The organism is Mesorhizobium sp. WSM1343 (genome assembly GCF_055901535.1).
Window position 1 is genome coordinate 872,378 of record NZ_CM148370.1, and the last position, 21,680, is coordinate 894,057.

21 protein-coding genes are annotated in these 21,680 nt (G+C 63.3%); 8 read left to right on the top strand and 13 right to left on the bottom strand.

The window, feature by feature from the left end:
• Window positions 1–23 precede the first annotated feature (23 nt).
• The gene (locus AC0NIL_RS04170) at window positions 24–1,385 is read left to right on the top strand and encodes a cytochrome ubiquinol oxidase subunit I (protein ID WP_275953362.1); all 1,362 of its coding nucleotides are present in this window, start codon (window positions 24–26) and stop codon (window positions 1,383–1,385) included.
• Window positions 1,386–1,394: 9 nt separating this feature from the next.
• Window positions 1,395–2,399, top strand: a complete 1,005-nt coding sequence (locus tag AC0NIL_RS04175) for a cytochrome d ubiquinol oxidase subunit II (protein WP_473572845.1) — start codon at window positions 1,395–1,397, stop codon at window positions 2,397–2,399.
• A 55-nt stretch (window positions 2,400–2,454) separates the two neighbouring features.
• Here AC0NIL_RS04175 and AC0NIL_RS04180 read toward each other — a convergent pair whose 3' ends face one another.
• On the bottom strand, window positions 2,455–5,043 hold the full coding sequence (locus AC0NIL_RS04180; protein ID WP_473572846.1) for a helix-turn-helix transcriptional regulator: 2,589 nt from the start codon (window positions 5,041–5,043) through the stop codon (window positions 2,455–2,457).
• 164 nt (window positions 5,044–5,207) lie between these two features.
• On the opposite strand from AC0NIL_RS04180, the gene AC0NIL_RS04185 reads away from it, so the two are divergent.
• From AC0NIL_RS04185 to AC0NIL_RS04195, 3 genes are all read left to right on the top strand, one after another.
• Entirely contained in the window at window positions 5,208–5,540 is a 333-nt protein-coding gene (locus tag AC0NIL_RS04185; protein ID WP_245459140.1) for a DUF4242 domain-containing protein, read from the top strand.
• Window positions 5,518–5,805, top strand: coding sequence for a hypothetical protein (locus AC0NIL_RS04190; RefSeq protein WP_127366181.1), 288 nt, complete (start codon window positions 5,518–5,520; stop codon window positions 5,803–5,805). The genes AC0NIL_RS04185 and AC0NIL_RS04190 overlap by 23 nt, the downstream gene beginning before the upstream one ends.
• Window positions 5,806–5,877: 72 nt before the next feature.
• Window positions 5,878–6,378: a hypothetical protein gene (locus AC0NIL_RS04195; RefSeq protein ID WP_063173443.1), complete on the top strand. Its 501-nt coding sequence runs from the start codon at window positions 5,878–5,880 to the stop codon at window positions 6,376–6,378.
• Window positions 6,379–6,438: 60 nt separating this feature from the next.
• On the opposite strand, the gene msrA is transcribed toward AC0NIL_RS04195, so the two are convergent.
• The 5 genes from msrA to AC0NIL_RS04220 all read right to left on the bottom strand — a co-directional run bounded on the left by msrA (window position 6,439) and on the right by AC0NIL_RS04220 (window position 10,227).
• The gene (gene msrA / locus AC0NIL_RS04200; protein ID WP_013528688.1) at window positions 6,439–7,176 is read right to left on the bottom strand and encodes a peptide-methionine (S)-S-oxide reductase MsrA; all 738 of its coding nucleotides are present in this window, start codon (window positions 7,174–7,176) and stop codon (window positions 6,439–6,441) included.
• Between the two features lie 142 nt (window positions 7,177–7,318).
• Entirely contained in the window at window positions 7,319–7,597 is a 279-nt protein-coding gene (locus AC0NIL_RS04205; RefSeq protein ID WP_063173834.1) for a hypothetical protein, read from the bottom strand.
• A gap of 102 nt (window positions 7,598–7,699) precedes the next feature.
• Window positions 7,700–8,395, bottom strand: a complete 696-nt coding sequence (locus AC0NIL_RS04210) for a DUF1223 domain-containing protein (protein ID WP_275953364.1) — start codon at window positions 8,393–8,395, stop codon at window positions 7,700–7,702.
• A gap of 272 nt (window positions 8,396–8,667) precedes the next feature.
• Window positions 8,668–9,039: an endonuclease domain-containing protein gene (locus tag AC0NIL_RS04215; RefSeq protein ID WP_063173440.1), complete on the bottom strand. Its 372-nt coding sequence runs from the start codon at window positions 9,037–9,039 to the stop codon at window positions 8,668–8,670.
• Between the two features lie 108 nt (window positions 9,040–9,147).
• Entirely contained in the window at window positions 9,148–10,227 is a 1,080-nt protein-coding gene (locus tag AC0NIL_RS04220; RefSeq protein ID WP_473543854.1) for a TadE/TadG family type IV pilus assembly protein, read from the bottom strand.
• A gap of 187 nt (window positions 10,228–10,414) precedes the next feature.
• Here AC0NIL_RS04220 and lepA point away from each other — a divergent pair, with 187 nt between their 5' ends.
• The gene (gene lepA, locus AC0NIL_RS04225) at window positions 10,415–12,220 is read left to right on the top strand and encodes a translation elongation factor 4 (protein WP_224619056.1); all 1,806 of its coding nucleotides are present in this window, start codon (window positions 10,415–10,417) and stop codon (window positions 12,218–12,220) included.
• Between the two features lie 127 nt (window positions 12,221–12,347).
• Here the strand turns inward: lepA and AC0NIL_RS04230 are convergent, their stop codons facing one another.
• Window positions 12,348–12,536 carry a hypothetical protein gene (locus tag AC0NIL_RS04230; RefSeq protein ID WP_024504101.1) on the bottom strand — a complete coding sequence of 63 codons (189 nt, stop codon included), beginning with the start codon at window positions 12,534–12,536 and terminating at the stop codon, window positions 12,348–12,350.
• 124 nt (window positions 12,537–12,660) lie between these two features.
• Here AC0NIL_RS04230 and AC0NIL_RS04235 point away from each other — a divergent pair, with 124 nt between their 5' ends.
• Window positions 12,661–13,314, top strand: coding sequence for a hypothetical protein (locus tag AC0NIL_RS04235; protein ID WP_473572847.1), 654 nt, complete (start codon window positions 12,661–12,663; stop codon window positions 13,312–13,314).
• A gap of 65 nt (window positions 13,315–13,379) precedes the next feature.
• Here AC0NIL_RS04235 and AC0NIL_RS04240 read toward each other — a convergent pair whose 3' ends face one another.
• Complete coding sequence (locus AC0NIL_RS04240) at window positions 13,380–14,048, bottom strand: hypothetical protein (RefSeq protein ID WP_024504103.1); 669 nt, start codon at window positions 14,046–14,048, stop codon at window positions 13,380–13,382.
• Window positions 14,049–14,293: 245 nt separating this feature from the next.
• Here AC0NIL_RS04240 and AC0NIL_RS04245 point away from each other — a divergent pair, with 245 nt between their 5' ends.
• On the top strand, window positions 14,294–14,791 hold the full coding sequence (locus AC0NIL_RS04245) for a hypothetical protein (protein ID WP_024504104.1): 498 nt from the start codon (window positions 14,294–14,296) through the stop codon (window positions 14,789–14,791).
• Window positions 14,792–15,302: 511 nt separating this feature from the next.
• Here the strand turns inward: AC0NIL_RS04245 and AC0NIL_RS04250 are convergent.
• The 5 genes from AC0NIL_RS04250 to AC0NIL_RS04270 all read right to left on the bottom strand — a co-directional run bounded on the left by AC0NIL_RS04250 (window position 15,303) and on the right by AC0NIL_RS04270 (window position 21,518).
• A complete protein-coding gene (locus AC0NIL_RS04250) occupies window positions 15,303–16,943 on the bottom strand; it encodes an ABC transporter substrate-binding protein (protein WP_473572848.1) in 1,641 nt (546 codons plus the stop codon).
• A gap of 411 nt (window positions 16,944–17,354) precedes the next feature.
• Window positions 17,355–18,302 carry an alpha/beta hydrolase gene (locus AC0NIL_RS04255; RefSeq protein WP_473572849.1) on the bottom strand — a complete coding sequence of 316 codons (948 nt, stop codon included), beginning with the start codon at window positions 18,300–18,302 and terminating at the stop codon, window positions 17,355–17,357.
• An 11-nt stretch (window positions 18,303–18,313) separates the two neighbouring features.
• Entirely contained in the window at window positions 18,314–18,994 is a 681-nt protein-coding gene (locus tag AC0NIL_RS04260) for an isochorismatase family protein (RefSeq protein WP_473572850.1), read from the bottom strand.
• A gap of 103 nt (window positions 18,995–19,097) precedes the next feature.
• Window positions 19,098–20,402, bottom strand: coding sequence for a M24 family metallopeptidase (locus AC0NIL_RS04265; protein WP_127385197.1), 1,305 nt, complete (start codon window positions 20,400–20,402; stop codon window positions 19,098–19,100).
• Window positions 20,403–20,549: 147 nt separating this feature from the next.
• Window positions 20,550–21,518 (bottom strand): GlxA family transcriptional regulator, encoded by a 969-nt coding sequence (locus AC0NIL_RS04270; protein WP_013528701.1) that lies wholly within the window; start codon window positions 21,516–21,518, stop codon window positions 20,550–20,552.
• Window positions 21,519–21,680: the final 162 nt, after the last annotated feature.

Sequence of the window (21,680 nt, forward strand, 5' to 3'; positions counted from 1 at the left end):
ATTTGCAGCAGCCGGAGCCCATCATGGACCCGCTCATACTTTCGCGTATCCAGTTCGGCGCGAATATTTCATTCCACATTCTATTTCCGACGATCACCATTGCGCTGGGTTGGGTGCTGCTGTTCTTCAAGCTGCGCTACAACGCGACCAACGATTCCGCCTGGATGCGCGCCTATTTCACCTGGGTGAAGGTGTTCGCGCTGTCCTTTGCCATGGGCGTGGTTTCGGGCGTCACCATGAGCTTCCAGTTCGGCACCAACTGGCCGGGCTACATGGAAAAGGTCGGCAACATCGCCGGGCCGCTGCTGGCCTACGAGATCCTCACCGCCTTCTTCCTCGAAGCGGCCTTCCTCGGCATCATGCTGTTCGGCTTCCGCCGCGTTTCCAACCGCATCCACACGCTGGCGACGGTGCTTGTCGCCGGCGGCACCACCGTCTCGGCGTTCTGGATCATCGCGCTCAATTCCTGGATGCAGACGCCGGCCGGCTTCGAGATGCGCGACGGCGTGGCGCACGCGGTCGACTGGTGGGCAATCATCTTCAACCCGTCGATGCCCTACAGGCTGACCCACATGCTGCTGGCGTCCGGGCTGACGGTGTCGTTCCTGATCGCTGGCCTGTCGGCGCTGCGCTATCTCACCGGCGACCGTTCGGAATCGATGTGGAAGGCGCTGCGCACCGGCGTCTTCACGGCCGCGATCCTGATCCCGATCCAGATCTTCGCCGGCGACCAGCATGGGCTGAACACGCTGGAGCACCAGCCGCAGAAGATCGCCGCCATGGAAGCCAACTGGAACACCGGCCCCAACGTGCCGCTGGTGCTTTTTGCGCTTCCCGACGAGGCCGCGAAGGAAAACAAATTCGAGATCGCCATTCCCGACGGCGCCAGCCTGGTGCTGCGGCACTCGACCAGCGGTGTCGTGCCGGGACTGAACGATTATCCCGGCAACCATCCGCCGGTCTTTCCGGTGTTCTGGGGTTTCCGCGTGATGGTCGGCACAGGCATATTGATGCTGCTCGTCTCGTGGTCGGCCGCCTTCTTCCTCAAGCGCCGGCACAGCCTGCCGAAGCCGCTCGCCATGCTGATGGTACCGATGGCGCTGTCGGGCTGGCTGGCAACGCTGGCCGGCTGGTACACCACCGAAATCGGCCGCCAGCCCTGGCTGGTGACGGGCGTGCTGAAAACGGCAGACGCGGTCGGCCCGGTGGCGGGCAGCCATGTCGCGCTGACGCTGGCGATCTACCTCGTTCTCTATGTGCTTTTGCTGATCGCCTATCTCGGCGTGCTGGTGCACCTGGCGCTGAAGGCGGCGAAGGACGGCGATTCATCGCCGCTGCCGGGCGTCATGAACGCCGCCATGTCACAGCCGGCGGCTGGCGAGTAGGAGAAGAAGATGAGCTTCGACTGGCCAACCGCGCTTCCCCTCATCTTCGCCGGCCTGATGGGCCTCGCCATCCTGATCTACGTCATTCTCGACGGTTTCGATCTCGGCATCGGCATCCTGTTCGCCGCCGCCGAAGACGCCGAACAGGATACGATGATCGCCGCGATCGGCCCGTTCTGGGACGCCAACGAAACCTGGCTCGTGCTGGCCGTCGGCCTGCTGCTGGTCGCCTTCCCGCTGGCGCATGGCGTCATCCTGACGGCGCTCTACATTCCGGTCTTCGTGCTTTTGCTCGGGCTGATCCTGCGCGGCGTTGCCTTCGATTTCCGCGCCAAGGTGCCAGCTGGCCGGAAGCATCGCTGGAACCGTATTTTCTTCCTGGGTTCGCTCATCGCCTCGCTGGCGCAGGGCTACATGCTGGGTGTCTATGTGCTCGGCCTCGATGTCGGCCTCGGCGGCATGGCGTTCGGCGTGCTGGTGGCGTTCTGCCTTGCCGCCGCCTACGCGGCGATGGGCGCCGCCTGGGTGATCTACAAGACTGAAGGCGAATTGCAGAAGAAGGCGGTGCGCTGGCTGCGCACGACGCTGGTGCTGACCGCGCTCGGCATGGCGGCAGTGTCGCTGGCGACGCCCTTCGCCAGCCCGCGCATCTTCGACAAATGGTTCGTCTGGCCGGAGTTGCTCTATCTGTCGCCGCTGCCGATCCTGTCGGCGCTGCTGTTTCTGTGGCTGTGGCGGCAGACCTTCCATCTGCCGAAGCCCGACGACCGCCATTCACTGACGCCGTTCCTGACGCTGGCGGCCATCTTCGCGCTTGGCTTTGCCGGCCTCGCCTGGTCGTTCTACCCGTTCGTGGTGCCGGATCGCCTGACCATCTGGCAGGCAGCCTCGGCACCGGAAAGCCTGGCCATCATCCTGGCCGGCACCGTGGTGGTGCTGCCGATCATCATCTTCTATTCCTTCTATGCCTACCGGGTGTTCGGCGGCAAGGCGACCGACCTGACCTACGATTGATCCGCTCCATCTCTTTGACGCAAAGCGCCATGGGCTTTCTCAGGAAGGGCTGCTTTCAGATCAGCCCGGAATCGCGCGCGGCAGCTGTGGCCTCGCCACGCGAGATGGCATCCAGCTTACCCAGAACCGCGGAGACATGGTGATCGACGGTTTTTGGTGAAATGGTCAGATGCTCTGCGATCCGCTTGTTGGAGAAGCCGCGCTCGATCAGTTGCAGCACTTCCATCTGGCGTTGGGTCAGGCCGGCGCTGTTGGCGCGCGTGGTCTGGCGCGGCCCCCGGGCGATGCGAATGACGCCGTTGCGCCGCATGATTTCGCGCACATGGCTCGCAACCGGCTTGGCTCCAAGGGTCTCGAATATCTCGAGTGCCGCACGCTGCGCCGGCTCATCGCCCTGGGCGAGCGCGAGCGCACGTTCATAAGGTGCGTTGAGATCCGCCCAGACCGCGGCCGCCCCTTGCCAGTCGCCAGCCAGGAGCATTCGGTACGGCGCGGCCATGCCGGCCGTATCCCCCGCGTCGCTACCGGCGGAGAGGATCTGGCGCCAGCTGGCCAGTTCGGCAAACATGGCCCGCGTCGGCGACAGGGTCTCGGCAAGGTCGATCAGCCGCAGCGCCTCGGCGATTTCCGCCTCGCCGAGCCATGCCTGCTCGGCGACGATGGCGGCGTACGGCAACAGCCGCTGCAATTCGGCTCCCCTTTCCAGGAACCGATTCATTTCCGCCAGCAGCGGCTCGGCCGAAGGATCTCCGCGCCGAAGACGCAGTTTCACCAGGGCCACCAAAGCGGGATAGCGGACCAGCGCCGTCGCCTGGTCATTGCTTATGACATCCAGAGCCTCGGCGGCAGCTTCGTTCCAGTATCCCTGACGCAACAACAACTGTGCCCGAACCCCACGCATATAGTCACGCCAAGTCGCCAGATCGTTGTCGACGCAATAGTCGATGCCGCGATCGAGGAAGGATTGAGCCTGGCTGTAGCCCAATTGGTTGATCTCGCCACAGGCGCAATTGGTGAAGGCACGCGCGGCGTGCTCCTGAAAATTCTGCTCCAGCGCGATTTCGAGGCTGCGGGCGAGATGCAGCCGGCTGCTGGCCAGATCCAGCCACTGCTCGGCGGCGCCGACATTGTTGAGCGCGTGACAAACGACATCCTGCCGGTCCAGCTGCTCGGCAAGCTCGATCGCCCTGCCGCCCAGCGACAGGGTCTCGTCGAGCCTTTCGGCCAGCATCGCCAGCTGCGAAAGGTTCGAATAGGCCATGGCAAGTTCGGCACTGGCGGGAACTGCCTCCAGCAACGCGACCGCCTGGGCGCCGAACAGGTCGGCTGCCGGGCGGTCGCCCAACAGATAGGCGAAGCGCGATAGCCACCTGAGGCTGTCGCCTTCCTTCAGCGTGTTGCCAAGCGCCTTTTGCAACGCGCGGGCTTGTTCCTGCGCCTTGATGGCCTCGTCAATGCGGGCGATCAAGTGACACTCGAAGGCATACTGCTCGTAAAGTCCGGCGCGTTCTTCCACGGGCAAGGTGTCGGCCTGCCGCAAGGCGACCTCATAGTAGCCGGCGGCGTCGCGATGGGCGCCGACACGCGAAGCCTCGCGCGCGGCGATCGGCGCGAATTCGCGCACCGCCTCGAAATTGTGCGCTTCCACGGCGTGATGGACCAGGCGTGCGGTGGCGACGCCGCCGTTTTCAAGCAGCGCCGACAGCGCGCGCTGGTTGAACAGTCTCCTGTAACTTGTCGTCAGCATCATCTCGATGGCGCGGCGTGCGATTTCATGGCGGAAGGCATAGCCATCGCCCAGATCGTCGAGCAGCCCATTCGACACACATTCCGCCAGCTGTCCGGCGCTGGCGACGCCGCACAGGCCCTGCAGAGCCCAAGCATCGGCCCGCCTGGGAAACACCGACACCGCGTCGAGCATCGAGCGGGCACCGGCGGACAGCCGTTCGGCCCGCGCCACAACGGCGTCCCTCACGCTGGCCGGTGGCGTCATCTCATTGTCGGCGCACAGGAGCTCGGTGACGAAGAAGGCATTGCCGGCGGTGACCCGGTAGATGGCGTCGCCATCGCGGCCGGCAGCGCTGGCGAGCGACAGGACGGCCGCCTCGCTCAACAGCGGCACGTCGATACGGGCAACGTTGCCCGACGGAATTTCACCCAGCGCCCGGCGCACACGCGCCTGTCCTTCGCTGCGGTCGGTGCGCGCCGTCAACAGGACCAGGATGTGGGTGTTGGCGATGCGCCGGCCAAGAAAGCGGACGAAATCGAGCGTCGCGTCGTCCGCCCAATGCAGATCCTCGATTACCAGAAGCGTCGGCTGGGTCCTTGTCTCGAACACGTCGAGGGCACCGGAGAACAGTGGCAGCCGCTGACCCTGCCTGGCGTCGATCGCCTGCGGCATCGCCCATTGCGCCTCGCGGGCGAGGTCATAGAGCGGTCCGAGCGGATCGGGGATCGACAGGTCCTCGCAGGCGCTGCGCAAGATGCGCGTAGCCTTGGCCGCGCCGGCGACGAAGGCCTCGACCAGTGCGGTCTTGCCGGCGCCGGCCTCGCCCGACAACGCCACCACGCTGCCGCGACCACGCGCGGCTTCGGCGAGAAGTCCGTCAAGCTGCTCCAGCTGTGTCTGCCGTTCCAGAAGCATGATCGTCCGCTTTTCGTGATCCGGGTCGCTGCCGCACCCCGCTTTCGTCAGGCAGGATAGCGCGGCCCGGTATCGGCTTTGTGGCTCCAGCAGTGAACGCCGTTAACATGGGGAATCGTCCCACGAAACATAGGGAAAGGTTCCGATGCGCGCCCCTGGCGAGCGTGATCAATGTCCTCCGCGCGCTCAAAACCGGGCGTGAAACAGTAAAAAAGGAACCTGATATGCCTCGCTATGTGGTTGAACGTACATTTCCCAACGGCCTCAGCGTGCCGGTGAACGATGCCGGCGCCGATGCGCTGGGCGGCGTCATCATGCGCAACGCGGAGAAAGGCGTGACTTGGGTGCAGTCCTTCGTCTCGCCCGACAAGAAGCAGAGCTTCTGCATCTATGACGCGCCTTCGCCGGAAGCGATCCGCAGCACGGCCCAGAAAAACGCGCTGCCTGTCGACAAGATCACGGAGGTGCGGGTTCTTGACCCTTACTTTTACCGTTGACCCGATCGATGAGCATCAAACTGCCCTTCGCGGCGACGGCAGCGTGCCTGACGAATCGTTCAGCGGGCCGTCGGCGGCGTCGAGATCCGTCGGACGAGACCCGTTACCGGGCCGGGCTTTCTGGCGGCTGGCCTCGCTGCTGTTCGCGCCATTGCGCAAGAGTCGGCGTCGATTGCCTCCGCAGGACGATTATCTGAGACGCGACATCGGCCTGCCGGAGCTCGAGGGGCTGCCGCACTACTGGGACTTCACCCGGTACCAATGATGCGTGCAGCCGAGATCCGACGTCGCAGCGGGAGCGGCTGCTCCCGCGCGCCATCAACAAGGAGGAGAGAACATGAACATCCATCTGTGGACCAAACACCTCATCAACCTGTCGATTCTGTCGATCGCGGCCACGGCGGCCAATGCTCACAACGCTGGCGCGCTGGACGAGAAGGTGCGGGCAGCCAACAGCCGCTTCGAGAACGTGGCGATGGCGACGGCCGAGGGCTATGCGCCGATCCCTTGCGCCAGCGGCATCACCGGCGGCGCCATGGGCATCCACTATGTCAATGCCGGTTATCTGAAGGACGATGCGGTCGAACTCGCCAAGCCCGAGGCGGTGATGTACGAGCCGATGGCAAACGGCAAGCTGAGGCTGGTGGCCGTCGAGTACATCACCTCGAAAGGTCCGGCTTCGCTGGAAGGGCAGCTGTTCAATTTCGACAGCGCGCCCAACCGCTACGGTCTAGGCCCGTTCTATGAACTGCATGTCTGGGCCTGGAAGAAGAACCCGGCCGGCACCTTCGCCGACATGAACCCGACTGTGTCGTGTGACGCGATGAAGGCCATGTAGCCGGCAGAGGCGGGGCGGCTGAGTGCGCAATCTCCCCCGCGAGGGGGAGATTGCGCGTTCTCAGTTGCTTGCCGCCAGCACCAGCACCGGCTTCTCGCTATAGAGCGCCGGGAACAGGGCCTTCAGGTTCGCCACCTTGGGCAGGTCGTTGTAGACGATGTAGGGATAGGTCGGGTTCAGCGTCAGGAAATCCTGATGATAGTTCTCGGCCGGATAGAAGGTCTTGCCGGTTTCCAGCGTGGTGACGATCGGCTCCGGGAACACCTTGGCCTGGTCGAGCTGGGCGATGTAGCTTTGCGCGATCTTCTTTTGGGCATCGTTTTCGGCGAAGATCGTCGAGCGGTACTGCGTGCCGGAGTCCGGACCCTGGAAATTCAGCTGGGTCGGGTTGTGGGCGACCGAGAAATAGACCTGCAGCAGCTGGCCGTAGGTCACCTTCGACGGATCGTAGGTGATCTCGACGGATTCGGCATGCCCGGTACGGCCTGAGCCGACCGTCTCGTAGACGGCGGTGTCCTTGTCGCCGCCGGTGTAGCCGGAGACGGCTCTGGTGACGCCCTTGACGTGCTGGAACACGCCCTGCACGCCCCAGAAACAACCGCCGGCGAAGACTGCCTTTTCAGTGCCGGTGGCCGCCTTCTCGTCGAGTGCCGGCGGCGGGATCTTCACCGCGTCCTCGGCCGAAACCGCCGGCGTCAGCCAGAAGGCGGCGCCCGCGGCGGCCAGCGCAAGAGCGGCGAGCGCGCTGCGGAAGACGTTCGACGATTGTCTGATGACTGGTTTTTGAATGTCGGTCATGGCTTGAGCTCCTGTGACGTCCATCATGTGGAGTCTATTGGATAAGATACGATCATGCGACGGGCGAGTTGCGGCCGAAGCCTCACTTTCACGTGCATCCGGCTTCGGACCCGCGGGACCGAAGCCGGAAACAGCACCGCCTTTACTTGGCCGGAGCCATCGCATCCGTTGCCGGCTTCATCGCATCGGCGGCCGGCTTCATGGAATTGGTGGCCATCGGGTCGGCAGGCTTCATCGCCTCCGTTGCAGGTTTCATGGCGTCTGCGGCCGGCTTCATCGCATCCGCGGCCGGTTTCATGGCATTTGCAGCCGGTTTCATCGCATTGGTCGCGTCGTCGGCACGGGCGATGCCGCCGGCAAACAGCGCCGTCGAGCACAGAGCGAGAGCGAGCGCCGGCAGCGTCAGGCGGGAAGTGGTCATGATGATCTCCTTGGGGTTGGCGTTGAAGGCGCGCCCTCTAGGCGGCCGTGCTATGCGGCGCCGCTCCATGCGGCGTTGCGCAATCTCTTGTCGAAGCGCGATCTAGTCGGTCGCGGCGGCCAGGATCGGTCCGCCACCGGGCGACTGCACGAGCACGGCGGTGCTCAGGCCGCCGGATGCGGCGGGCAGCGGATACGTCGCGGCCGCGCCGGTCCAGCTGCCGAGTTTTTCGAGCGCATGCACGACATTGGCGTGCGGCAAGGTGCGGCCGGTATTTTCGCCGCGCGAAACCGGCACCTCGACCACGCCCTTGGCATAGCGCACCAGCCAGACATCGGCGCGGCCGCCAGGTGCGGCGCCGGCGCCGATGCTGATCTTGCCGCCATCGAGCGACAATGCCGGGCCGCTTGTCCGGCCGCTCGCCGCAATCAGCTTTTCGATTTCGCCGGGTGCGGCACCGACGACATCGGCATGGCCGTTGACCACCACTTGCGGCGTGAACGGCCCGTCATGGCCGAGCGCCGGCTCGTAGCTGACCTGGCGCTGGGTGAATTCCTGTTTTCCGAAGATATCCTTCCAGCCGAGATAGTCCCAGTAGGTGACGTTGAACGACAGCGCCAGCACGCCGGGCTGGTCCTTGACCTTGATCAGATTGGCATTGGCCGGCGGGCAGGACGAGCAGCCCTGGCTGGTGAACAGCTCGACCACGCTGAGCGGCTGGGCGGCGGCCGCACCGAGCGACGCTGCCAGCGCAATAGCCGAGAGGCTGGCGACTGTAACGAACTTGGACCCTGACATCGGCTTGCTCCGTGGGCGGCGGCGCCTGGAAGCACCGCAGATATCCCCACTTCGCCGCTGTCGGCGCCTTCGTTACAGCGCTCACCGGTTTGTGATCGGGCCGCAGGCGTTCTTCCCTTCTCCCCCTGTGGGAGAAGGTGTCGCCGCAGGCGACGGATGAGGGGTGTTCCAGGGAAAGCCAACGTCTCACTCCGCTGGAACACCCCTCATCCGTCTCGGCGCTACGCGCCGATCCACCTTCTCCCACAGGGGGAGAAGGGAAGAACGCGCCCCTACCGCCAAGGCTGTAGGCTGGTATCCCGTACATAGGCGATGATGGTATCGCAAACGGCGTTCATGTCTTTCAGAACGTCATCGTTCCAAAAGCGCAAAATGCGAAAGCCTTTCTCTTCCAGGTGAGTTTTGCGGACGCTGTCAGACTCCAACTCCGCATGCTGGCTGCCATCGATCTCGACGACCAAGCGTGCTTCGAAGCAGACGAAATCAGCAATGTACTTTCCAATGGGAACCTGGCGCCGAAATTTTATCCGGTCGAGCCTGCGGTCGCGCAGTTCATGCCACAGCCGGTCTTCCGCTTCCGTCATTACACACCGGAGCGAACGGGCGAAGCTTCGTTTGGCTGGCGGGACAGGTTGATGCGGCATGGCTTAGATTAGCCGGCTATTGCGCTCCGTCCAGCACCCCTCATCCGTCTCGGCGCTACGCGCCGATCCACCTTCTCCCGCAAGGGGAGAAGGCAAGAGGAGCAGCATCTACTGCGTCAGCCGCGTGTTGTTGGGCCGCTTGTTGAAGTCGCATTTGCCGGTCACGTTGTAGAAGAAGTCGGCGTTGCTGACGGGCGCCGGGACCTTGTTGCCGCCGTCTTCCCAGGCCTGGTAGGCTGTCGCGCCGCAAGGCACGAGGCCGAAGATATCAACGATCTGGCCGGTCGCCATCTCGTTGTAGTCGATAGCGCCCGTCTGGTCCGATTTGAGGCCGCTGTAGAGCCTGTTGGACGTGGTCGGATCGTTCGACATGAGCTTGCTTGGGTTGCCCGATGGCACATCCATCTGCAGATAGAGGCCGGCCATCTGGCTGACATTGATCTGCGCGCCGGCGCCATCGGCGGGATACATCGTATCGACGCAGTAATATTTCGTCTGGAACCCATCGGTCAGGATCACCGCGCCAGCGGGCGTGCTGGAATCGACGAGCTTGCAGACCTGCTTCTGGGCCACCGTGGTGACCGTCTTGCCGGCTGAATCGGTGGTGAGAACGCTGACGGTCGTGGTGCCGTAGCCTTTCGGATCGCCAGTCTTGCCATAGGCATAGTCGATCGTCATCAGCGGCTTGCCCGCTGCGGCGCCGAACATCGTGCCGTAGAGCGTCATTTTCTTGTTCCAGTAGCCCGACACGCCGGTGACCTTGAAGGTGGCCTCCACCAAAGCCGGCGCCTTGTTCACCGCCGACGTAACGCCGACTGCCACCGAAGGAATCCTGGCGATCTGCATGAACACGGTCGGCATGGCGAAACTTGCCGAGGCCTGCGCGGTGGCGGTGCCGTTGGCGCTGACGTCGAAGCTGTTCAGGGTCGCTGCGCCCCGCCCGCCGTTTTCTCTGTAGGTATCCTGGAGCATCACCTGGCGCTGCGGCTTCGTCGAGGCCGTATCCATCGTGGTGATCGACAGGATCGCGGCGTCGAGTGCCGCCTGCTCGGTCGACCTGGTCTGGACAGCGGAGGTGTAGTCGACGGAAAAGCCGATCGCGGTGATCAACGGTATCATGGCAAGAATGAGTATCGGTGCGAACGAGCCGCTCCGCGACTCGATAAAACTGCCTGCAAGCCCCCGCATGCCTTCGTCCTTACATCAGATATTTCCCTCCGCTAACATCCCGTTCGCAAATTATGCTCTAACGGGCTTGGTTAAAATTTATAGATTTTTCGCGAAAAGCGCGAAAAAAGCGACAGGTGCCCGTGCTGCCTGCTCCGGCAAAGGCGCACAGCTTGCTCGGGCAAGCCACCCCTGCTAAACGCGCGCCATGAGCACGCCCCTCGACCACATCCGCAATTTCTCCATCGTCGCCCATATCGACCATGGCAAATCCACGCTTGCCGACAGGCTGATCCAGCTGACCGGCGGGCTGGAGCTGCGCGACATGAAGGAGCAGGTGCTGGACTCGATGGACATCGAGCGCGAGCGCGGCATCACCATCAAGGCGCAGACGGTGCGGCTGAAGTACCGCGCCAACAATGGCGAGGACTATATCCTCAATTTGATCGACACGCCCGGACATGTCGACTTCGCCTATGAAGTGTCGCGTTCGCTGGCCGCCTGCGAGGGCTCGCTGCTGGTGGTCGACGCCTCCCAGGGCGTCGAGGCACAGACGCTGGCCAATGTCTACCAGGCGATCGACAACAACCACGAGATTGTCGTGGTGCTGAACAAGGTCGACCTGCCGGCCGCCGAGCCCGAGCGCATCCGCGAGCAGGTCGAGGAGGTGATCGGCATCGACGCCTCCAACGCCGTGCTGATCTCGGCCAAGACCGGCCTCGGCATTCCGGATGTCCTGGAGGCCATCGTCCACCAATTGCCGCCGCCGCGCGAAGGCGACGCCACGGCGCCCCTGAAGGCGATGCTGGTCGACAGCTGGTACGACGCCTATCTCGGCGTCATCGTGCTGGTGCGCGTCATCGACGGCGTGCTGAAGAAGGGCCAGACCATCCGCATGATGGGCACCGGCGCCAAATATCTGGTCGAGCGCACCGGCGTGTTCACGCCGGCGCGCATCAATGTCGAGGAGCTCGGCCCCGGCGAGTTCGGCTTCTTCACCGGCTCGATCAAGGAAGTGGCCGACACCCGCGTCGGCGACACCATCACCGAAGACAAGCGCGCCACCGCCAAGGCGCTGCCCGGCTTCAAGCCGGCGCAGCCGGTGGTGTTCTGCGGCCTGTTCCCGGTCGACGCCGCCGATTTCGAGGATCTCCGCGCCGCGGTCGGCAAGCTGCGCCTCAACGACGCCAGCTTCTCTTTTGAAATGGAAACCAGCGCCGCGCTCGGCTTCGGCTATCGCTGCGGCTTCCTTGGCCTCTTACATCTCGAAATCATCCAGGAGCGGCTGGAGCGCGAGTTCAACCTCGACCTGATCGCCACGGCACCGAGCGTCGTTTACCGGCTGGCTCTGACCGACGGCTCGATGAAGGAACTGCACAACCCGGCCGACATGCCCGACGTGGTGAAAATCTCGGCCATCGAGGAGCCGTGGATCCGCGCCACCATCCTGACCCCCGACGACTATCTCGGCGGCATATTGAAACTCTGCCAGGACCGGCGCGGCATCCAGGCCGACCTGTCCTATGTCGGCAAGCGCGCCATGCTGATCTACGACCTGCCGCTCAACGAGGTCGTCTTCGATTTCTACGACCGGCTGAAGTCGATCTCCAAGGGCTACGCCTCCTTCGACTATCACCTGACCGACTACCGCGAGGGCGACCTGGTGAAGATGTCGATCCTGGTCAATGAGGAGCCGGTGGATGCGCTCTCCATGCTGGTGCACCGCACGGCGGCGGAAAAGCGCGGAAGGCAGATGTGCGAGAAGCTGAAGGAGCTGATCCCGCACCACCTGTTCAAGATCCCGATCCAGGCCGCCATCGGCGGCAAGGTCATCGCCCGCGAAACCATCTCCGCGCTGCGCAAGGACGTCACCGCCAAATGCTACGGCGGCGACGTCTCGCGCAAACGCAAGCTGCTGGATAAGCAGAAAGAAGGCAAGAAGCGGATGCGCCAGTTCGGCAAGGTGGATATCCCGCAGGAGGCGTTTATCCAAGCGCTGAAGATGGGGGATTGAGAAGCCGGCTGGCGCGCTGAGCGCGCCAAGTCATCATCTTCGAAAGCGGGGCTGCCGGAGGCAGCGGGCCCCCCGCCAGCGGGGCGTGGACGCTGCGCGGTGGGGGTTAGCCACCAACAGTGCAGAGTCAGGAATTCTTTGTATCCCGACCGTCCGGCTCTTTCGCGACACCTTTGAAAGGGCCTTCCGTGGATTTACGCTCCATGAATTGGCCGTTTCGCTCGTCGCGTTTTTGCCAATCGCCATTTTCGTGCTGGAATTGGGTTCTGCCGGTTACCGCACCCCGACGATAGTCGTCCCCTGTGTTCTTAGCCATATAGACCTCCTTCGAACAGATGATGAACATAGCGCGATTCGCGATGTGAAGCACGCTATGTTTATTATGTCTCCAATGCAGGGATGCGGTGACGTACCATGGCCGCGCTGCTATGAATTTAAGCATGAATGATCCGATTCAATTTCTCAAAGATAACTGGGCAGTGGTGATTGAAGCACCTTGGGTGTTCGTCACTATGGTCGTCATCATAGGCGGTGGTGGCGTAGCTGTAGGGCGGACGTGGCTGAATAGGACAATCTCAAATCTGAAAAGTGACATTGCTACATTGGAAAATCGGCATATCGCAAAGGATGAGAGAATTGCCGAGTATCAATCTAAGCTAAATGGCGCGACACCTGACGAGGCTAGGAGCCTGATTTCTGGATTAGAGAGGCGGCTTGCCGCACTGGAGCCAAGAAACCTTGACCCAGAGCAATCGAGAATTCTTTCGACCCATCTCGTCAAAAAGCCGGGATCTATCAAGTTGATCAGAGATATGGGCAGTTCCGAGAGCAGTAAAATATATGCCCAATTTGGTACTTTGCTTAGGAAGCTTGGTTGGGATCTGATGGAGGGCGGTGTGATGGGATTAGGTAATCCACCACCCACCGGAATAGCCGTCCAATCGCATGCTGGAGAAATGCTGACTGAGGACGCGAAGACTCTCATCGCAGCTCTACGAGCAGCGGACATCGAATATGACATTCAAAAAACGCCAGAGATGGGTATGCCCGGCCAACCATTGACAAGTCTGCTATTCACCACACGATCAAATTAGTCTTTGTTCCCAATGACGCTCCGGCCTTCCTTTTTGGGCAAGCGACGAGCAAGAGGGGGCGCGTTCTAGCGATACTCCTCTCGAAGTTTTTCCCACTCAGTTAGGAGTGCATTATAGTAGCCCATGAACAGCGCCTCCTCATTTCCCTGCAGAGGGTGATCGATTGTTGCAAAAGACGTGCCTCGAAGGACATCCAACACACGGAAGTCATTAGGCGAAAAATTCGGAAGTGACTGACTGAGTATCCAGATACCTAGCCTAGATCCTTCCTCATTTAACACAGGCTCTTCGCTAAAGTATGGATATACTAGGCGGTGAGATTCGTCGCCGATTTTGACGGAAAGCAAATTCTCGATTTTTACGACACAGTTGACTGTCGGCAGGCGAAAATGATTCTTCACGCTATAGTCTAAAATCTGAAACGGCTCATTTATCCAACGCCGTTTCTCATTCCACCAAGTTAGAAAGCCTGCTTGCAGCAAAGGGTAGAGTCTCTGGCGGCGCGGATTCGCGGCGACACGGCTATGGGTGAGTTGAGGCAAATCTCCCTGTCCTGCGGCGTGCTGTTTAGCGTCTGTCCAGAAAGGGACATGATAATCCCCACCCCCTGACGCCACGCCGGCATCCTTCCTGAGATCCGATCGGATGTCGTCCCGAAGAGCAGCGATTCTTGCTTTGGTTGGCAGGTAGAAAAATCTCAGTAATTTTCTTAGGTGGATACGCTCCAAAGACATTCGATATCCCCTTAAAAACGGCGATCCATATCGCGTGCGCAGAATCTCTAGTGAGTCGCTGAAATTTTCAACGACTGCAAATCTAAATACAGATTTTCTTCCTTCCGATTGTACGTGGCCTCTGATCCTTTACATCCACGTGAGAACATAACTGCTGATCTGCCACTTACGAGCGGTCGTTGCCTTGCCCGATGCGGTCAAATACGCACCGGCCGATGCGTTACCTCCGCGCAGCAGACCATTCTTTGAAACGTCCCACGTCCACATCAGACACCGTCGCTTCTCTCGGCCTTGCCGGCACCTTCGTCGCCAGCGCCCCACTTCGCGAAACACTCTGGACGATCGACGGTGCCGCACTGGTGGTCGCCACCGCGCTGCTGACGATGAAATACCAGCGGCTGGGCCATGACTGCATCGCTGCCGGGTTCCTGACCTTCCTGGCCGGCGAAACCCTGCTAATGGCGGGCAATGCGGCGGGGCTGGAGGCCAGCGTGCCCTCCTATGTCGGCGGCATCTCGCTTTGGGCGGCGGCACTGGTCATGGTCAGCGTGCCCAGGACATTTGCCCTGTGGATGCGGCTCACCGCGCTGGTGGCCGCCGCGCTGTTTGTCGTCTCGGCTTGCATGATCCTCTGGGGTGCGCCCTTGCTGCCGACCTCCGCACCGCTGCCCGCCGCCGGTTATCCGTTCCTGGTGCTGACCTTTGTCGGCTGGATCTGGACGCTGCTGAGGGCGGAGCGGTGAAGCTTTGTTCGCTTGCGTACCAAGCGTCCGGCCTGGTTGATCGGGCATCGGCGGGGCGGTAAAAAATCCGGGCGGCGGACCCAGGTTCGCCAGTGGCCGGCGCGGGCTCAGGCAACTGCCTCACCGGCATTCGCGCCGGCCATTTTCAACCCGCAGATGATCGCAGCGATCCACCGGCTAGCCCTGCACTTGAAGGGGCGCTGACGCTTCTGACCTTCTCCCCTTGTGGGAGAAGGTGGATCGGCGCGCAGCGCCGAGACGGATGAGGGGTGCGTGACGGAGTGAGGCGGTGAAGGTTCTGCTCTGGTTCAGGGCGTTTACTGTTGGCGTATCGCCAAGCTGGAACACCCCTCATCCGTCTTGCCGCTGCGCGGCAATCCACCTTCTCCCACAAGGGGAGAAGGTTAGAAATGCCGGCGCATCACCGTCGCCCGGCCCTTCGCAGGCTCAGAGCGTTCGAGGCTCGTAAAGCCAAGCAATTGGCTTTACGTCCGCTAGCGCGGACCGCCTCTCAACTCTCAATCCACACCTTATCAAAGTGCTGCTCCAGCGCCTGGTGCTGTTCGCAACCTTCCACGCCCTTGCGGTACGTCCGGTAGACCGAGCGCCAGTAGGGTTGGATGATGATGCCTGAATCGCGCAGGTTCTTCTCGATGCCGGCCATGATCTCCTTGCGCGTCTTGGCGTCCGGGGTGGCCAGCGCCTTGTCGAGCAGCGTGTCGAATTCGGGATTGGCATAGGCGCTTTCGTTCCAGGCGGCGCCGGATTTATACGCCAGCGCCAGCACCTGGACGCCGAGCGGGCGGCCGAGCCATTCGGTGCAGGAGAAGGGGTATTTGCTCCAGTCGTTCCAGAAGGTGGCGGCGGGCAGCACGGTGCGCTTGATCTTGAGGCCGGCCTCGCGCATCTGCGCGCCGATGGCGTCGCCGGTGCTCTTTTGCCATTCGACGTCGACGGAGATGAGCTCGAACTCGTGGTCTGATTTGCCGGCCTCGGCCAACAGCTTCTTCGACTGCTCGACGTCGCGCTTCGCCGGGCCGATATCGGCATATTCGGGGTGCATGGGGCCGACATGGTGGTTGTCGGCGGGCTTGCCGCGGCCGCCGAGGCCGAGCGCCAGCACGGCGGCATTGTCGACGGCGAGCTGGGCGGCGCGGCGCACCTTGACGTCGTCATAGGGCGCGTTGGCGACATTGAAGCGGGCGACGATGGTCGAGCCGGTGGCGATCTCGGAATTCATCAGCCCCATCGTCTCGGTCTGCGAGACGGCATCGGAAGCGGTCTCGTGGTCGGTGTCGATCTCGCCGGATTCGAAGGCCGAGAGCATGGCGTTGGGGTCGGAGCCGTAGTCGACCCATTTGATGCCGTCCAAGTAGAATTCGCCCTTCCACCAGGGCTTTTCTTTGCGCTTCACCTCGGCACCCGTCTCGGCATCCCAGCTGACCAGCTCGCAGGGACCGGTGGTGATGGCCAGCGCCTTCAGGGGATCGCCGTCGCCCTCATAGGAGCGGTGCATGATCAGTGCGGGATAGTCGGCCATGCCGGCGATCAGCGAGATGTCGGGCTTGGGCAGGTTCAGCTTGATGGTGAAGTCGTCGACCTTTTCGATGCCGCCATCGACGACCTTCTTGGTGTCGGCATTGACCAGCGCGCCCATGCGCGCGGCGACCGAATTGCCGGGCACGGAAGCGTCGCACCAGCGGGTGAGGTTGTGGATGACATCGTCGGCGTTGAAGGCATCGCCGTTCGACCAGGAGATGCCCTTGCGCACATGCAGGGTCAGCGTCCTGGCGTCGTCGCTCGCCTCCCAGCTTTCGAGCAGCCAGGGCTCGAAGGAGAAGTCGGTGTTCCAGCGCACCAGATATTCGTTGCAGTGGCGGGCGACATTCGACATCTCCACGCCGTCGAAGGTGCGCGGGTCCTTGAAACCCTTGACGTTCATGGCGACGCGCAGGACGCCGCCCTTCTTGGGTTCCGCCGCGCGGGCAGGGATGGTGCCAAGTCCGCCCAGCGCCAGCGCCCCGGCGGCGCTGACGCCGAGCCCGGCCATCAGCGCCAGATATTCGCGGCGGTTGATGCCGCCGGCCTTGAAATCGTCGGCGACGGGTTTGGCCTGCGGGTGGAGTTTGCGGTCGGTCAGCATGAATTTCATCGTCGTTCCCCTGTTGTTGATGCATGCCGCCCAAAGGTGCCCAGCGGTTTTGGGACAATGGCATGCACAGAAAAATCGCCCCGGCCGATCGACAGGCGCGGGGGCGGACGCGACCGCCGGGGCGCCGTTGCCTGAGGGGGAATGATAGAGCGGGGTGACGCTGCGGAGTGTTCGCTTTTCCGCAGTGATTGTGCGGCGCTCCGCGGGGCTAATCTCCCCCCTTGAGGGGGAGATGTCCGGCAGGACAGAGGGGGGCGCCAAGGATCGCAAACCTTCGGTGCACTTCGTTACCAAGACACGTCAGTCTGAACTTCAATCAGAAAGGTAGGTCGGCGGGACAGCGCCCCCCTCTGCCCTGCCGGGCATCTCCCCCTCAAGGGGGGAGATTGGCGCTTTACCGTCGGCAACTGCTCAATGCGGCCACTCGCCCTTACCCAGCGCTGCAACCGCGCCGACGATCCGCGCAAACGCTTCCGCCGCCGCCGGCACCGTGGTGCGGGCGCGCAGGAAGCTGTGCACCAGCCTCGGCTCTTCGTGCCACCACGCCTTGCCGCCGGCGGCCACAATGCGGTCGCGGTAGGTCTCGCCATCCGAGGACAGCGGGTCGCATTCGGCGGTGACGATCACCGTCGGCGGCAGGCCGGTGAAATCCTTGTCGCGCAGCGGCGCAAAAGTCGGATCGTCCAGCGATTGGCGCCTGGCCGAGCGGACGTCGCGGTAGAAGGCGACGTCGGCCACCGACAGCAGCGGCGCGTCGGCGTGTTCGATGTAGGAGCCGGCGCCCTCGTCGCCGCCGAGCTCGGGGTAGATCAGCACCTGGCCAATGGCAGCGCTGGCGTGCCGGCGCGTCGCCTGCGCCACCGCCGCGGCCAGATTGCCGCCGGCGCTTTCGCCGCACAGCACCAGCGGCAGGCCTGATCTCGCCGCTGCCCATTCGAAGGCGGCCACCGCATCGTCGAAGGCGGCGGGATGAAGATGCTCCGGCGCCAGCCGGTAATCGACCGACAGCACGTCGAAACCTGTGCCGGCGCAGAGCTCGGCGCAGATGTCGTCATGGCTTTCCAACCCGCCGAGGATGAAGCCGCCGCCGTGGTAGTAGATCACCATCGCCTTGGCGGCGTTGCCCTCGAGCCGGTAGCGCCGGACCGGGATGTCGCGGCCGGCGGCGGCGATCAGCCCGTCGCTGCCCTTGACGCCAGCCGGGCGGCCCTGATGGAAGGCGCGGCTCATCCTGTCGTAGACCACGCGCTGCTTGTCGATCGGCAGGCCGGTGATTTCCGGCGGATACCAGGCGTTGACCGCGTCGATATAGGCCCACAGCGCCGGGTCGAGCCGGGTTTCGTATTTGCCGCGAGTCATGCTTTCGGCAGTCATAGATCCGCGTAAAGTTGGGCCGCGTTGTCGAAGGTGAAGCGCAGCGGCACCGAGCCCTCGACCTGCCAGGCGGTGACGGTCTCGCCGGCCAGCAGCCGGCAGGCGCCGTCGGTGTCGGTGACGGCGCCGCCATAGAGCCGGTTGGCGAGGTTGATTATGCCGGTCTGGTGCATGGCCGCGCTGCCGCTGCCGCAGGCATCCTTGACCAGCAGCACGCGAAAACCTTTTGCCACCGCATCCTTGACGGAAGCGTCGATGCAGGCCTCGGTCCAGACGCCTGCAACAACCAGCCATTCGATGCCGGCCGACTTGATGTCGCGCGCCGCCAGCCCGGTGCGGAAGGCGCTGGCCTCGGCCTTGATCAGCAGCGCCTCGCCGTTGATCGGCGCCACCTCATGGCAGATCTCGGTCAGCGGATCGCTCTTGTCGGAGAAGGCCGACTTGCCGTCCTCGCCGAGCGGATGAAACGGGCGGTCCTGGCTGTCGAGATCGACGATGTAGGCCCAGTGGTAGAGCGGCACATGGTTCTGCCGCGCCGCCGCCTGCAGGCGCTGGACGTTGGCGAGGATCGTGGGAAAGCCCTCGACGAGGTAGCGCGGGTCCTGCCGGTGCTCTTCCTGCAGGTCGATGAAGATCGCGGCCACCGTGCCGCGCTTGAGGGAGATGGGCGTTTTCATGCGGCGCCTGTGTGATGCATGGGCGAGGCAGTCAAAGACCCTTCCGTATGCCGGCGGGACAGAGGGGGGCGCCAGGCAACGAGGCGCTCATTGGTTGCCCGTATCAAACCTGCGTCTCCAGAAACTCGTCCTCATAAGGAAAGCGCGACAGCAACTCCGTGCCCGTCTCGGTGATCAGGATCTCGTCCTCCAGCTTGACGCCCTCGCGGCCGCCCTTTTCGCCGATATAGCTTTCGACGCTCACCACCATGCCTGGCACGATATGGCCGTCGCGGCCATAGGTCTCGTAATCCATGGCGTGCGCGATGAACGGTGTCTCGCCATGCATGCCGACGCCGTGCATGACCGAGGTGTAGCGCTGGTCGACGAAACGGTCGGGGATCTTCCACGCCTGCTCGGCGATCTCGCGGAAGGCCATGCCGGGCTTGACGATCGAAATGTTGTGCTGAACCTGGTCATGCGCCATGCGGTAGAGCGACTTCTGGTAGGGCGTCGGCTTGCCCGGCCCGCAGCGGAAGGTGCGCGAGAAATCCGAATAATAGCCGTAGCAGCCGATGGTGTCGGTATCGAGCGCCAAGAGTTCGCCGGGGCGGATCTTGCGGCCGCTGGCCTCGTTGAACCACGGGTTGGTGCGCTGGCCTGATGTCAGCAGCCGCGTCTCGATGAACTCGCCGCCCTGGCGGATGACCTCGCCATACATGATGGCGAACAGGTCGTTTTCGGAAACGCCAGGCTTGATCGCCTCACGCACCGCATAGACGGCAGCCTCGGCGCCGGCCATCGACACCTGCAGGCATTTCACTTCCTCCGGCGTCTTCACCGCGCGCACCGCCAGGATTTCGCCCTGGCAATCCCTGACCTCACAGCCGCGCTTTTCCAGCGCCAGCGCCTGCAGATGGCTGCAGCGGTCGAGGCCGAGCTTCATCGAGCCGCCGCCATGCTTTTTCAAAAGCTCGGCGATCTCGTCGGCGAACGGACCTGCGGTCTCGTCGTCGCGGCCCGAGACCGACGACCAGACCAGCTTGGAAGGCCGCGCCTCGTCGATCGTGTCGAGCACCATGGAGACATGATAGCTCTGCGGATATTCGAACAGCACGATCGGCCCGTCGGTCGGGATAAAGAAATAGCGGGTCGAGTTGCGCAGGAAATAGCCGAACATGTTGCGCGAGCCGGTGGCGTAGCGCTGGTTGTACGGATCGAACAGCACCACGCCGCCATAGCCGGCCTCGCGCATCCAGCCGCGCAGCTTGGCCAGCCGGCCCTTGCGCAGGGCGTCGGCATCGATGAAGGACGGCTCGGTGTCCGACAGCCACATGCCGCCGGCCGGATCGGCCGCCGCGGGGTGGCGCATGCGGTCCTTGAAGTCCACGTCCTCGGTGCTGTCGGGGTCGAAAACGACGATGCTCATAGGGGCTCGGCCTTGGCTGGGTTGCGAGGTCGCAGCATGGCGCAGGCGGGGCGGAGGGATTGTGCGGGAAACCGCAGCTGTTGTGCGGGATGCCGCTGGCCTAACAAGAGATGCGCCAACATCTCATCGCGTCAGCGAGCGCCAAGCCTAATGCCGCCGCGCCAGTTTCGGCGGATGGCCATGCTCCTCGCGAAACGCCCGGGCAAAACTCGACATCGAGGCAAACCCACACGCCAGCGCCACGTCGCGCACGGCGAGCGTCGAATGCGCCAGCAGGTCGGCGGCACGTTTCAGCCTGAGCCGGCGGTAATAGCCGTTCGGCGAGATGGCGAGTTCGGAGCGGAAGGAGCGCTCGAGCTTGTCGGATGAGACGCCGAGCTTCGCGGTCAGCTCGGCCATGCCGAGCCGTTCCTCGACCGCATCCTCCATGATGGCGATGGCCGACAGCACCAGCTCGTTCTGGACCCCGGTGCGCAGGCGCAGCGGCATCATCTTGCGGTCGATGCTGGAGCGCAGCTGGCTGTGCACGAACCATTCGGCGACGCCGGCGGCAAGCTCGGCGCCGTAGTCGCGGGTGATGATCTCCAGCATCATGTCGAGGCTGCCGACGCCGCCGGCCGAGGTGAAGCGCTTGCGGTCGATGACATAGAGGTCGCGCCTGAGCTCGATGTTGGGGAAGGCTTCGGTGAAGGCGGCCTGGCTGGTCCAGTGCAAGGTGCAGGCATGGCCGTCGAGCAGGCCGGCGCGCGCCAGGAAGAACGCGGCATCCGCCACCGCACCGATATGGGCGCCATTGCGCAGGCTCTTGCGGATCCAGTGTGCCGCGTCCTCGGCGACGAGGTGATCGGCATCGCCGCCCGAGCAGACGACGATGCGGTCGACCTTCGGGGCATCCTCGGCGTAAAAGCCCGGCTGGATGACGACGCCGTTCGACGCCTCGACCGCACCCTTCGTGCCGCCGACGATGATCCAGCGATAGCATTCTCTTTTCGCCAGGACATTGGCGGCGCGCAGCGGCTCGATGACCGAGCTGAACGCCATCATCGGAAAACCTGGGAACACCAGCACGGCGAAAGTGAGGGGTTCAGTGGGCTTGGGTGGTTCGCGCGTGGCCATGGGGCGCTACATTTCGGGCAGATAGGGTTCGGGGTCAATTGGCCGGTCCATCATCATAAGACGTCGGCGCCGCCCTTTGCCCTTCCTCTCCCCCGTCGATCGGGGGAGAGGTGTCGAGCGAAGCTCGACGGAGTGGGGGTCGACCCTCGCCGCGCGCCTGAG